We start from the raw sequence: 13,445 nt of genomic DNA, 5'->3' as shown, positions 1-13,445 counted from the left end.
ACGTTGATGTCGAATACATATGACTCCTCAAGTATCAAGGTATTAAAAGGACTAGATGCGGTGCGTAAGCGCCCAGGCATGTATATCGGTGATACAGACGATGGAACAGGTCTTCATCACATGGTTTTCGAGGTTGTCGACAACGCTATCGACGAAGCCCTCGCAGGCTTTTGTGATGATATCGTGATCACTATCCATGCCGATAACTCTATCTCCGTACAGGATGATGGACGTGGTATCCCTACTGGTATCCACGAAGAAGAAGGCGTCTCTGCCGCAGAGGTTATCATGACCGTTCTGCACGCAGGGGGTAAATTTGATGACAACTCCTATAAAGTCTCCGGTGGTTTGCACGGTGTTGGGGTTTCCGTTGTTAACGCCTTATCTGAAAAATTAGAATTAGTTATCCGTCGCGATGGCAAAGTTCATGAGCAAATCTACAAACATGGTGAGCCTCAAGGGCCTCTGACTGTTGTCGGCGAAACCGACCAAACAGGAACCCGCGTTCGTTTTTGGCCAAGTATGGACACTTTTAAAGGTGTCACTGAATTTGAATATGACGTCTTAGCAAAACGCTTACGTGAGTTATCATTCTTAAACTCCGGTGTTTCTATCAAGCTCATTGATAAACGTGATGGCAAAGAAGACCATTTCCATTATGAAGGCGGCATTAAAGCCTTTGTTGAGTATTTAAGCCGTAACAAAACCCCTATCCACCCTTCTGTCTTTTATTTTTCAACTGAAAAAGACGGTATTGGCGTTGAAGTTTCAATGCAGTGGAATGATGGTTTCCAAGAAAACGTATACTGCTTCACCAATAACATTCCTCAGCGCGATGGGGGGACTCACCTCGCTGGTTTCCGTGCAGCAATGACGCGTACATTGAATAACTACATGGAAAAAGAAGGCTATCAGAAGAAAAGCAAAGTCAACGCAACCGGTGACGATGCACGTGAAGGCCTGATTGCGGTTATTTCAGTAAAAGTTCCAGATCCTAAATTCTCATCACAAACCAAAGAAAAATTGGTCTCTTCCGAAGTGAAAACAGCGGTTGAAACAATCATGAATGAGAAATTAGTTGAATATTTACTGGAAAACCCGAACGATGCAAAAATCGTTGTCGGTAAAATCATTGATGCAGCACGCGCACGCGAAGCAGCACGTAAAGCCCGTGAAATGACACGTCGTAAAGGCGCGTTAGACTTAGCTGGCTTACCGGGTAAATTGGCTGACTGCCAAGAACGCGACCCTGCGCTATCTGAACTGTACCTTGTGGAAGGGGACTCCGCGGGCGGCTCTGCAAAACAGGGCCGTAACCGTAAGAACCAAGCAATTTTGCCACTGAAAGGTAAAATTCTAAACGTAGAAAAAGCGCGTTTTGATAAAATGCTATCTTCACAAGAAGTGGCAACCCTGATCACCGCATTAGGCTGTGGTATTGGTCGTGATGAATATAACCCAGACAAACTGCGTTATCATAGCATCATTATCATGACGGATGCGGACGTCGATGGTTCGCACATTCGTACACTACTATTGACCTTCTTCTACCGCCAAATGCCTGAAATCGTTGAACGTGGTCATATCTTTATCGCTCAACCACCACTGTATAAAGTGAAACGTGGTAAACAAGAGCAATATATTAAAGATGACGATGCAATGGACGATTACCTGATTTCTATCGCTCTTGATGGCGCGGAACTGCATTTAAGTGCCGAAGCCCCAGCTATGAAAGGCGAAGAACTCGAAAAACTGGTTGTCGAATATAATGCTGCACACCGTATTATTCGTCGCCTCGAGCGCCTTTACCCTCAAGCTCTACTTAACAGCTTGGTTTATCAGTCAACCTTAACTGAAGATGACTTAAAAGCCAGCGAGAAAGTAGAAGAGTGGGCAAAAACACTGGTTAAACGCTTAGAAGATAACGAGCAATTCGGTAGCACTTACAGCTATACCGTTAACGAAAACCGTGAGCGTCAATTATTCGAGCCAACTATCCGTATTCGCACCCATGGTGTTGATACCGACTACAATCTCGATTTTGACTTTGTTCATGGCAGTGAGTACCGTCGCATTACTCATTTAGGTGACTTAATCAGTGGCTTAATTGAAGAAGGTGCTTACATCAAGCGTGGTGAGCGTCGTCAAGATATCGATAACTTTGAAGAAGCTTTGACTTGGTTAACGCGTGAGTCACGTCGCGGCCTATACGTACAGCGTTATAAAGGTCTTGGTGAAATGAACCCAGAACAACTTTGGGAAACCACCATGAACCCTGAGACGCGCCGTATGATGCGTGTAACAGTGAAAGATGCGATCGCAACCGACTTACTATTCACCACATTAATGGGTGATGCTGTTGAGCCACGTCGTGCATTTATCGAAGAAAATGCCCTAAAAGCAGCGAATATTGATATTTAATTATTCAGCTAACTGAATAATATTTAATAACCCCATACGAAAGTTTGGGGTTATTTTTTTATAATTATTTTTTTATAGTTATTATTTTACTTTCACCATTTAATCAAACCAGTAGTAAAAAAATAAAAAAATAAAACCCGTCAATAGAAAACCACATTATAAAAAATAAAACAATTTAAAATAAAGCTTATCACTTTAATTAATAACGATTTTTTATTTTTAAAACTGTCATAAAAAATAAATATATTATAAATAAACTCCGCCAAATGAAATTTTCACCAATAGCATCGGCGGGATTACAATGAGAAAAACCTTTATATCAGTATCAATAACTTTATTACCATTCATATTCACAAATACTCTAATAGCAAAAAATCATATTTTAGAATTAGAGAAAAACATTATCGATACAAGAAATACATGGCTTGAGGATATAAAACACAATGTTATTAATAATACCCCTAAAGAAGGCAGCGAAGTTGCTGAGCAAGATAGGCTTATTAGCAATGAATACATCAATATCACAGGTGAAAGAAAAAATTTAGCACACGCAGATAAATCCCAAAGCTCAGATTATTTATTTAACAGTTATCAAACGATACTGTTTGGCGAACAGGATATTAATATAAAAGACCATAAACAATATAAAGAAATCCGTTCGTTACATGATACAAGCACTCGTGCTTATGATGAAAAAAAACAACGTACTAGGTCGATTGATTTTATTCTAAAAGACCATTTTAAGCGTGGTCGTCCTTACCAAGTATTGGATGACGAAGGTCATTATATTGCAGGTTATTCACATATACAGGGCTCATCTTACCCTAGCGGCCATACGTGGAATGGTTTTAAGCAAGCAGCAGTATTGGCGATGATTTTCCCCGAAAAAGGCAGTGAAACGTTCAACCGAGCGATTGAATACGGTGAAAGCCGCGTGATTGTTGGCGCACACTTCGCTACCGATACCATCGCTTCTCGTGTAGGTAATTATTATTTATTATCACAGCTGCTATCCGATGAAAAAAACAGCAAATTCATTGTTGAGTCGGCTAAAAATATTCGTACAGATATTTCATCGTCATGTTCAAATAACAGTCAAAATTGTCTAACCGTATCTAACCCTATAACCAATGACCATATTGGTTACTATGGAAAAAAAGAAACGCAAAAGATATCTATGATCGAGCCTAAAAATATACCTAAAACGGCGAGTTATTTACTTCGATTACGCTTCCCATACTTGAATAAAACACAGTGGAACAATATTTTAGCTAGCACTGCGTATCCAAGCCAATCAATTGCGGGTTGGAATATCAAAGAAAATGATCCAAATAGCTATTGGGGGTTAATTAACTTACCTGCGGCTCATCATGGCCCCTCCTATTTATATGAAAACTTTATCGTCAATCAAGACGTTAATGACTTTGATATTGCTAATTTCGGTAAGCTAGATGAATGGAAAAATAATATTCAAGGTACGGGAAAGTTAACGAAACAAGGCCAAGGGACATTAGTATTATCTGGCAACAATACCTTCGCAGGCTTTACAGTAAACCAAGGCCATTTAGTCTTAACGGGTGAGAATAAATACTCGCAAAAATCCCATATAAATGGCGGAACGGTTACCCTTAAAAAACACTTAGATTCCGCAGTTGATGTCCAGAAAGGAACGTTAGTCTTAGATGACGGAAAAATCGGTGCTTCGGTGAATATTAACCACCACGGTTTACTGACGGGCAATGGGAGCATTCGACAATTAACCGCTAACCAAGGTGCAGTTGTTGCACCCGGTCACTCAATTGGCACAATTAACATCATTGATTCCGTAACTTTTGCACCCAACAGCCATTATTTGGTTGAAATCAATTCAGCAGGTAAAAATGATAAAGTCATCAGCCAAGGCTCAGCTTTATTAAAAGGTGGTACCGTCAGTGTCACGCTTGAAAATCAAAATAACCCGCTTTCTAAGCAAGATATCAACCAGTTATTTGATACACAATATACGATATTAAGCGCTCAAAAGGGGATTGATGGCCAATTTGATGCTGTTGTGCCTAATTACCAGTTTATTGGAACGACACTAAATTACACCCCCAAAGAGGTTACACTTAAGGTAGGGCGCAATAACACTGCATTTTCCAGTGCCGCTGCAACGCAAAACCAAACCGCTGTGGCTAACGCCATTGAAACGCTTCCTACGCACCATACTCTCTATAACCAAACGTTAAAAAGCCAAACAAAACAACAAGCTCAAGCGATATTTCGCAATGTCACCGGGCAAATATACGCTGACCTATTATCCAATCAAATAAATAATAGCCGTCAGATTAAAGAAACAGTACTTGAACAAGCTCGCTTGTCTGGATCATGGAGTAGCGAAAGCAAAGGCAATGTATGGGTCAAAATGCTCTATGATTGGGATAAAACGACTGGTGATAACAATGCCACTGGGTATAAGTCATCAAATTATGGTCTATTGCTTGGGGCAAATCGACGTTTTATCAATGAAAAAATGACATTGGGTATCGCGGCTGGGTTTAGTCAAAGCACCTTATCTAGCGACCTAGACCACGGTAACAGTAACAACTACCATGCCGCCATTTATGGTAGCGCTTTATGGCAACCTATCGCGGTTCGTGCTGGGCTCGGTCACACTTCACATCTTATTCATACCGAACGCTCAATCAGTGATGGCACAAGTCACTCAGCGAGCTATTATACCAACACACATCAAGCTTTTATGGAGCTGGCCTATCCAATTAACTCAAATGGGATAAATATTGAGCCATTCACCAATCTCACTTATATCAGCGCAATGAATCATGCTATTAATGAAAACATCAACAACACATCACTACAGGCACGTAAACAGCGCATCAGTACAACGTTATCTACCCTTGGGCTACGCCTTGATAACCAATGGAAATTGAGTAAAACATCAAATATCGGTTTACACGGTGAGCTTAATTATCAATACCAATATGGGAATTTAAATAGAGGGATAAAATTGAATTTTACTGATACCGCGAGCTCATTTACAACACATAGTGTTCCTGCATCACGCCATGGTGTCGCATTAAAAATCGGTACTGATATCAATATAAAAGAAAATACTAAGCTATCAATTAATTATAATAAATTTTTATCAAAAAATTATAGCGATAACAATATTGATGCCAAAATTGCGGTAAGTTTCTAACTCAATATTTTACCTCCCCCTCACGAGTTGTGAGGGGCTAGTCATGACTAAACATCACGATATTTTACAGTTTTTTACGCCACTATTTTGATTATCTTACCTTTTTTTATGTTATAAACGAATAACACCCTAAGTTAACCAGATGTTAACTTATTATTTTTTAATGACTTCTATAACCTCTGATTAAGGTCAAAAATACGTAAAATAACACTATGATACGCCAACTTATTATTTCAATTTATGCATTATTGGTATCTATCATCCCTGTATTTTTTAGTGGAGATATCAGCATTATTGCAGACATTGCCATCATAATTTCAGGGGTGCTTATCATACTGTTATGTGCCGGTATTTATCGGTTTTTACTTGGCAAAATTTTTACTGTTTTTGTGTCACTTCTGTGGGCTCTCAATTTATCTGTTTCATTCTTCTTTTATCAAAAACACGATATCCGCTTTTCTTCTTCGATTGCAGAAACTTTTATCAATACCAATAGCAGTGAAACAGTTGGAATGCTTTCCTATAACATTGGTTATGTTATTTTTTATTTACTTGTTTTTTCAGCTTATTTAGCCTGTATCCATCAATGCGCAAAATATATGAAGCGTCGTATTACAGCGATAAGTATGGCACTAATTTGTGGTTACCTATTAGCCATTCCAGCCTATTACGCATCATTACTTAGCAAACCCGATAGCGCTTTATTGATCACGGAAAAATACTTCTTAAGCACCCCTTTCTATAATGCTGCAGCTTTAGTCAAAAATTTATATGAAAACCGAGGGATAAAAAAAATATCATCACAAGAAGTGGCTTTTAACTACCAGAAAAATGCGTCTGAAACTGAAATCTATGTTCTTGTCATTGGTGAATCATTGCGCCGTGACCATATGGGTTTTTACGGCTATCAATATGAAACAACACCCAATTTAAATCAGCGAAAATCACAAATATTGGCGTTTCAACAAGCCTATTCCCCTGCACCGGTGACTATCTTGTCAGTCCCTATTTCACTGTCTAATATTCGCTTTGAGCAAATGCAGGATAAATCACACTATTCGGACAATATCATTTCATTAGCCAATCATGCAGGCTTTAAAACCTATTGGGTCAGCAACCAGGGAAAAACTAATAAACGTACCAGTATTATTTCTGCTATTGCTTCTATGTCACAAAAGAAAGCTTGGAACGAATTTGTCGGCTACGATGAAGAGCTGCAAGATGACTTCAATAATGCTATCAATGACCCCACTGATAAGAAAAAACTCATTGTGTTACATACTTATGGCAGCCATGAACCTGCCTGTAACCGCTTCCCTGAAACTGAACTAAAAACATTCAGTGGCCAAGAAGATGACGATTGCTACGACAGTTCGGTAGCATATACCGATAAATTTATCGAAAACCTAATACAACAACTCGAAGGGAAACCTGCGACTTTGATGTACTATTCAGACCATGCGTTGCAACGCTTAGACAGCGATAACAATATTCACTACCACCATGGCGTTAACAACCCAAGAAAAGAAGCCTATGAAATTCCTTTGCTGATTTGGTACAGCGAAAGTGCCAGTAAACCAAACATCAAACCAGTAAACTTGCAGTCACCTTATTCTACAGCGAATAATTATTGGCTAATCAGTGATTGGCTTAATATACAACAAGGTTCGCAACAAGCTTGCTTATCACCTTTACGTGAATGTTATCAACCCAATAAGAATATTCAGGTCATTGATGGCAATCGAAATATTTTATCCATTAGCCAATTACCTTCTGAGACGATAGATCCACAATAAAACTCGATATTTTGGCAATATTTGCTCATAGTTAACAAATATGAATCCAATTTACTTATCGAGTCGAGGTTTTAATGTTCGATTTAGTTTTTTTACGTGAATTACTGGTCTCGAGTGTTCACGTACTTCAATTACTTTTAGAAGCAATTTCAGTTATCTGCGTAGTGATTGGGTTAATCAAGACCCTGATCGTGTGGATGAAAACCCAAAAATCACGTACCGCTCGCTATTGTTTTGGTGATTGGCTAGCCACTGCGTTAGAGTTCCAATTAGCCGCTGATATCTTAGCAACAACCGTTGACCCAGATTTAGATAGCCTCATTAAACTCGGTATTATTGCCGTGATCCGAACATTCTTGAACTACTTCTTGGCAAAAGAGTTAGAACACCAGCCGCCGCAGAATGAACCGGCTCGTCACTAATTTAGGTACAAAAAAACCTGCATATTAAATTATGCAGGTTTATCGAATACGACTTATCGCTGCGCCGCGCTTATAATAAAATCCGTAACATACGACGAAGAGGCTCAGCAGCTCCCCACAGTAATTGGTCACCAACCGTAAAGGCAGATAAGTATTCAGGGCCCATATTCAGTTTACGCAAGCGGCCAACAGGGGTGCTAAGCGTGCCAGTGACTGCCGCTGGAGTTAACTCACGCATAGTGATTTCGCGGTCATTAGGAACCACTTTCACCCAATCATTATGTGAGGCAAGCAATTGCTCAACTTCACTCAACGGAACATCTTTTTTCAGCTTCAATGTGAAAGCTTGGCTATGACAGCGCAGCGCACCCACACGAACACATAACCCATCAACTGGAATAATATTATTGCCCGTTTCTAAAATTTTATTGGTTTCTGCTTGGCCCTTCCACTCTTCGCGGCTTTGGCCATTTTCTAACGCTTTATCAATCCATGGGATCAGGCTACCCGCTAATGGTACGCCGAACGCATCCGTTGGCATTGTGCCACTGCGAGTGAAATCTGTGACTTTTTTCTCTATATCTAAAATAGCGGAGGCCGGGTCTTGGAGTTCTTTAGCCACTTGCGTGTGCAAAGACCCCATTTGTGCCAGAAGCTCACGCATATTACGCGCTCCCGCTCCTGATGCCGCTTGGTAAGTTGCCACAGATGCCCATTCCACTAAATTATTAGTGAACAACCCACCTAAAGACATCAACATTAAACTAACCGTACAATTCCCACCGACAAAGGTCTTAATGCCTTTATTTAAGCCGTCTTGGATATGTTGGTTATTTACGGGATCAAGAATAATAATCGCATCATCTTTCATACGTAATGAAGACGCAGCATCAATCCAGTAACCATTCCAGCCAGACTCACGAAGTTTAGGATAAACTTCATTCGTGTAGTCGCCGCCTTGGCAGCTAATAATAATATCCAATGCTTTTAGTGCATCGATATCAAAAGCATCTTGTAAAACGCTACGATGGCCACCATAAACCGGCGCTTCCGCACCCTGTTGTGACGTGGTAAAAAATACAGGACGGATCGCATCAAAATCACGTTCTTCGACCATTCTCTGCATCAATACTGAGCCGACCATTCCACGCCAGCCAACAAACCCTACATTTTTCATTTTCACTCACCCTGTTCGTTTAAATTTTTACCAAGAAATTTCTAGTTTCGACCCCACAAAGTAAATACCGTCATTGTTATCATTCATTCAGTATTCACAAAAATTGAAACTAGAAATTTTTCGGATGTATTAAACCTGACAAAATATGCATCCATGTGCAAGTGAATTTCATCACTAATAATAAGAAGATTAGTAATCATGCTAATAATCGAGGGGATCAGTGGACAAAAAAACAAATAAAAAAAGCCACGGCAGAGAGCAATAATCTGCAATGGCTAAGCAAATAAAATATAAAGCGATACAGGAAATTTTATAATTATGTTTAAATTCAATAATTAGCGTTTTTTCTTACAGCCTTGCACTGCTTTAAAACGCGGGTTTGTTTTGCATATCACATACACCCGGCCACGACGGCGAACAATTTGGCAATCTGGATGACGGTTTTTTGCCGTTTTTAATGAACTCAGTACTTTCATCTTCATTTACCCTCTGACTGTAAAAAACGACCAAAACGCTTCTGGAACTGTGCCGTTTTGCCTTCCTGAGAAATCATTTTCTGTTTACCGGTATAAAACGGATGTGACTGAGAAGAGACATCAAGCGTGACATACGGAAATATTTCACCCTCATACTCGATTGTTTTTTCAGTTTTTATTGTTGAGCCTACTTTGAAATAGGCATCTGCACTTGTGTCATGAAAAACCACGGTACGGTATTGTGGATGGATCCCCTGTTTCATAATAACCACCTAAATGTAATGTTATAATATAACAATACATTTTTTTAAAAAACGATGCAATAACTTTGTCGATAATAATAATTAGTAAACAAGCGATTGTTTTATATGCATTAATTTATTAATTATTAGTCATATCATTATAGATAAATAATCTTTATTTGATACTGTGTTTGTCTGTTGATTGGTAGTTTTATCGAGAAGTATCCCAATCAATAAGGACTCCTATGACATTAATATCCAATACAACTCTGTATGCAACTACACACAGACCTAATTCAACAGTACCCAATACCAATCTAGCCTCGGAAAAAATAGTATCGACTAGAAATGTTCCGCTACAGAATAGTATCGGTGGCAGCATATCTGTACAACTTTATAGCGACAGAGCTAAAAGTATGCCTTCGACGGACACCCCCGTCGATGATGATGTAGATGGGTCACTTTGGGGCAAACATACAGAAAAAAGAATTCCTGGAAATCAATTCCAATTAGCTACTGCGTATTCAAATAAATTTAATATAGGGAAAAAAGAACCGATAACCTATTTTGATAGTGTCACAGTTATTGGTGACAGCTTATCTGACTCTGAAGGAAGGATGCATAAAAAGTCGTGTGGATTACTCACTAATGCTAACCAATACTATAATGGACGGTTCACTAATGGTTTCACATGGCCTGAGTTTCTCACCATGCCTAATACGATGCAAAGCCATTCCAGTAAAGGTAAAGTTACACTCACGAATAAGTCGGAAGGTGGCTCAACTTGTGCACCTTATTTTAAATCCACACTTCACCCTCAATTTGCCATACTTTCAAATATCGAAAAACAAGCAAAACACCTTAAGTTTGATGACAAAAGTTTAGGTATTATTTTTATTGGTGCCAATGACTATATGACCTATTCGAAAGAAAATGTCGATGTTGTTATCTCTAGTCAAGAAAAAACAATCAAAAAAATGATCAAAAATGGTGCGAAAAATATTCTAGTGATGGGGCTTCCTGATCTATCCCAAACCCCTGCAATAAAAACCAGTTCACCGAAAAAACAACAAAAAATACAAAATCTCAGCATCGAACATAACAACAAGCTTCAGACTATAATTAACCTATTGAAATTAAACAAAATATCAACATTAATTACTTTAATGTTAATAACGTAATGAAAAATATAACGAATGTAGTTGGCGACATAAATAAAAACTCACCGGGAGCATATAATATAGAAGACGCTTTTACTGATGGTTATATTCGCCAAGACAATACCGCACCATTAGAAATCGACCCTCATTATGTTTTTATCGATGATGTTCATCCTACTCAGGAAGTCCATCAAATTATTGCGATGGAATTGCATAATTTTATCTTAAAAAAGTACAACCCACTAAACAACCAAAAATAACGCTTTATTTATCAATCAAGGTTAGCTGGTATCTGCTAACTTTGATTGATAAAGCGAGATAAACACGTAATTTTCTCACTTTGTTTTATCAGGCGAAAATCAATAACCTATTTGGCTTTTTCCCAAACATTGTCTGTTTGTCAGCACCCTGAAGCTAACCTCATGTGAATATAAAAATAAATATTAAATCAATAATTCTTTCATCAAATAACTTTTGTATAATCAGGTTAATTAGCACTTTCATTTATTATTTATCATATAGATACATGATACATAAATAACTAAAGGACGATGAAAATGTATTACGGCTTTGACATGGGCGGGACAAAAATTGAACTTGCCGTCTTTGATAACGAATTAAATCAGGTCTGGCAAAAGCGTGTTCCTACACCCAAAGATGACTACCAAACGCTCTTAAATACATTTCTTGAGCTCACACGAGAAGCAGATGAAAAATTTAACTGCCAAGGAAAAGTGGGTGTTGGCGTTCCGGGTATCGTAAACCACGCTGAAGGAACCGTATTTACAACCAATGTCCCTACTGCACAATACAAACCTTTAATTCATGATCTTGCTAATATATTACAGCGCCCAGTAAAAGTAGAAAATGATGCAAATTGCTTTGCATTATCAGAAGCTTGGGACCCTGATTTCAAACGCTACCCTACCGTTCTTGGCTTAATTTTAGGGACTGGTGTGGGTGGTGGGTTCATTATAAATGGTAAAGTTTTATCCGGTAAAAATGGAATTGCAGGGGAAATAGGCCACATGAACCTCAGCGTTCGTGGAGCCAAGCTATTAGGGGAAAAAGTTCCTGAAATAACTTGTGGCTGTGGCCAAACAGCTTGCTTTGAAACCTATCTATCCGGCCCGGGCTTTGAGCGTATTTATTCTTCATTCAACAATGAAAAACGTTCGGCTATCGAAATTATTGAGCTATATAAACAAGGTGATATTCAAGCAAAAGAGCATGTTAACCGCTATATGTCATTACTTGCGATGTTTATGGGGCAAATTGTCACTGTTTTTGACCCCGACTTAGTGGTTATTGGTGGAGGGTTATCACAGTTTGAAGAGATCTATAAACAACTACCAGAAGTACTTCCACAATACCTATATGGTATAGCAACATTACCTGCAATCGAAAAAGCACGTTATGGTGACTCTGGAGGCGCACGAGGTGCGGCATTCCTGAACTTGATAGACTAATCTTACTTTTTTGCGCTTCATAATAGTTTTCATCCATGAAGCGCGAATTTATCACTTTAATCTTATTAATCCCCCCCATTTTGTACTTTAAACACGCTTATTATAGTTGAGAATGATTATCATCAACTTGATTATTAATGGTAAAATCCTATCTCATTAATGTCTTACTATTATCGATAAGACTTTAGGAATAACTTCACCAAATAAAGCTGGATAAACAACCAGTACTATAAGAGACTTCAAAAAATTAAAAGTGCTTATAGACTAGTCTGATACTGCTATTAATTAAAAAATATATTATTAAGCTAAATAATTTTATGGTGATAAATTAAACAAACGTTCCTTTTCACGTAAGCTCAATAATGCATTAATAATAAAGAGAAAACCCTATGAGTTTGTTTTTCCATAACAGTTTGATGTTCCCGACAATTATCTTTAGTGGTTTGCTAATCATTGTTCTATTTTATTGGTTATGTGCCGCTTTTGGCTTATTGGATATCGACGTATTTAATCTTGATACCGAATTTGATGCTGGCATTGATGCAACAGGTTTCGCGGGTTGGCTAACCAAGCTTGGCTTAGCAGGGATCCCTGTCACCATTATTGTCACGTTATTTACTCTTTTTGGTTGGATAATCAGTTATTTCAGCGTACATATCTTTATTCGCTTCATTGATACTGATTTATTACGTTATCTCGTCAGCTTCGCCGTTTTTGCGATCACCCTATTTATCTCTCTTCATTTAACCGCTTTGTGCTTAAAACCTGTGCGCAAAAAATTGGTGAGCCTTAATAAACCCAAAACAGTACAACAACTTATCGGTAAATACGCCACAGTACGTTCAGGAACGGTGAGTGAACAAAATGGCGAAGCGCTATTAGAAGATGGCGGAGCCGGGTTAATTTTACAAATACGCGCCCCATCCTCCGAACAGTTAAAACGCGGTGATCGTGTTGTTATTATTAGCTATGACGCAGCATCGCACAGTTACCAAGTTGTCAGTGAAAATGAGTTTCGCCACGGATAACTTCGCTTTTTAAAATAAATATCTTGCTTGCATAATCGAAATGACGTCATCGTCA

The 13,445-nt window shown here is 38.6% G+C and carries 11 protein-coding genes; 8 read left to right on the top strand and 3 right to left on the bottom strand.

Annotation, left to right across the window (positions count from 1 at the left end; translation table 11 throughout):
- The first annotated feature begins 6 nt into the window (after positions 1 to 6).
- From gyrB to PR809_RS11645, 4 genes are all read left to right on the top strand, one after another.
- Positions 7 to 2,421 carry a DNA topoisomerase (ATP-hydrolyzing) subunit B gene (gene gyrB / locus PR809_RS11660; protein WP_102140054.1) on the top strand — a complete coding sequence of 805 codons (2,415 nt, stop codon included), beginning with the start codon at positions 7 to 9 and terminating at the stop codon, positions 2,419 to 2,421.
- 301 nt (positions 2,422 to 2,722) lie between these two features.
- Positions 2,723 to 5,620 carry an autotransporter domain-containing protein gene (locus PR809_RS11655; RefSeq protein ID WP_206276744.1) on the top strand — a complete coding sequence of 966 codons (2,898 nt, stop codon included), beginning with the start codon at positions 2,723 to 2,725 and terminating at the stop codon, positions 5,618 to 5,620.
- Positions 5,621 to 5,832: 212 nt separating this feature from the next.
- Positions 5,833 to 7,416, top strand: coding sequence for a phosphoethanolamine transferase (locus PR809_RS11650; RefSeq protein WP_166267182.1), 1,584 nt, complete (start codon positions 5,833 to 5,835; stop codon positions 7,414 to 7,416).
- 74 nt (positions 7,417 to 7,490) lie between these two features.
- Positions 7,491 to 7,838, top strand: coding sequence for a DUF1622 domain-containing protein (locus PR809_RS11645; protein WP_206276745.1), 348 nt, complete (start codon positions 7,491 to 7,493; stop codon positions 7,836 to 7,838).
- Positions 7,839 to 7,908: 70 nt separating this feature from the next.
- Here the strand turns inward: PR809_RS11645 and asd are convergent, their stop codons facing one another.
- The 3 genes from asd to PR809_RS11630 all read right to left on the bottom strand — a co-directional run bounded on the left by asd (position 7,909) and on the right by PR809_RS11630 (position 9,754).
- Positions 7,909 to 9,015, bottom strand: a complete 1,107-nt coding sequence (gene asd, locus PR809_RS11640) for an aspartate-semialdehyde dehydrogenase (RefSeq protein ID WP_195697958.1) — start codon at positions 9,013 to 9,015, stop codon at positions 7,909 to 7,911.
- A 335-nt stretch (positions 9,016 to 9,350) separates the two neighbouring features.
- Entirely contained in the window at positions 9,351 to 9,491 is a 141-nt protein-coding gene (ykgO, locus tag PR809_RS11635) for a type B 50S ribosomal protein L36 (protein ID WP_102140059.1), read from the bottom strand.
- Between the two features lie 2 nt (positions 9,492 to 9,493).
- Entirely contained in the window at positions 9,494 to 9,754 is a 261-nt protein-coding gene (locus tag PR809_RS11630) for a type B 50S ribosomal protein L31 (protein ID WP_004906261.1), read from the bottom strand.
- 224 nt (positions 9,755 to 9,978) lie between these two features.
- Between PR809_RS11630 and PR809_RS11625 the strand changes: the two genes are divergently transcribed.
- The 4 genes from PR809_RS11625 to PR809_RS11610 all read left to right on the top strand — a co-directional run bounded on the left by PR809_RS11625 (position 9,979) and on the right by PR809_RS11610 (position 13,390).
- Positions 9,979 to 10,914, top strand: coding sequence for an SGNH/GDSL hydrolase family protein (locus PR809_RS11625; RefSeq protein ID WP_206276746.1), 936 nt, complete (start codon positions 9,979 to 9,981; stop codon positions 10,912 to 10,914).
- Positions 10,914 to 11,153, top strand: coding sequence for a hypothetical protein (locus PR809_RS11620; protein ID WP_206276747.1), 240 nt, complete (start codon positions 10,914 to 10,916; stop codon positions 11,151 to 11,153). The genes PR809_RS11625 and PR809_RS11620 overlap by 1 nt, the downstream gene beginning before the upstream one ends.
- Positions 11,154 to 11,450: 297 nt before the next feature.
- Positions 11,451 to 12,362, top strand: a complete 912-nt coding sequence (gene nagK / locus PR809_RS11615) for an N-acetylglucosamine kinase (protein ID WP_195697960.1) — start codon at positions 11,451 to 11,453, stop codon at positions 12,360 to 12,362.
- Positions 12,363 to 12,751: 389 nt separating this feature from the next.
- Positions 12,752 to 13,390 carry an OB-fold-containig protein gene (locus tag PR809_RS11610; RefSeq protein ID WP_166267192.1) on the top strand — a complete coding sequence of 213 codons (639 nt, stop codon included), beginning with the start codon at positions 12,752 to 12,754 and terminating at the stop codon, positions 13,388 to 13,390.
- Positions 13,391 to 13,445: the final 55 nt, after the last annotated feature.

The organism is Providencia sp. PROV201, from assembly GCF_028479545.1.
Taxonomy (GTDB): Bacteria; Pseudomonadota; Gammaproteobacteria; order Enterobacterales; family Enterobacteriaceae; genus Providencia; species Providencia huaxiensis.
The sequence above is the reverse complement of the archived record's forward strand: the minus strand, read 5'-3'. Positions and strand labels throughout refer to the sequence as shown.

Coding starts and splice junctions, on each gene's coding strand:
- gyrB (WP_102140054.1), top strand. CDS start 7: ATGTCGAATACATATGACTCCTCAAGTATCAAGGTATTAAAAGGACTA.
- PR809_RS11655 (WP_206276744.1), top strand. CDS start 2,723: ATGAGAAAAACCTTTATATCAGTATCAATAACTTTATTACCATTCATA.
- PR809_RS11650 (WP_166267182.1), top strand. CDS start 5,833: ATGATACGCCAACTTATTATTTCAATTTATGCATTATTGGTATCTATC.
- PR809_RS11645 (WP_206276745.1), top strand. CDS start 7,491: ATGTTCGATTTAGTTTTTTTACGTGAATTACTGGTCTCGAGTGTTCAC.
- asd (WP_195697958.1), bottom strand. CDS start 9,015: ATGAAAAATGTAGGGTTTGTTGGCTGGCGTGGAATGGTCGGCTCAGTA.
- ykgO (WP_102140059.1), bottom strand. CDS start 9,491: ATGAAAGTACTGAGTTCATTAAAAACGGCAAAAAACCGTCATCCAGAT.
- PR809_RS11630 (WP_004906261.1), bottom strand. CDS start 9,754: ATGAAACAGGGGATCCATCCACAATACCGTACCGTGGTTTTTCATGAC.
- PR809_RS11625 (WP_206276746.1), top strand. CDS start 9,979: ATGACATTAATATCCAATACAACTCTGTATGCAACTACACACAGACCT.
- PR809_RS11620 (WP_206276747.1), top strand. CDS start 10,914: ATGAAAAATATAACGAATGTAGTTGGCGACATAAATAAAAACTCACCG.
- nagK (WP_195697960.1), top strand. CDS start 11,451: ATGTATTACGGCTTTGACATGGGCGGGACAAAAATTGAACTTGCCGTC.
- PR809_RS11610 (WP_166267192.1), top strand. CDS start 12,752: ATGAGTTTGTTTTTCCATAACAGTTTGATGTTCCCGACAATTATCTTT.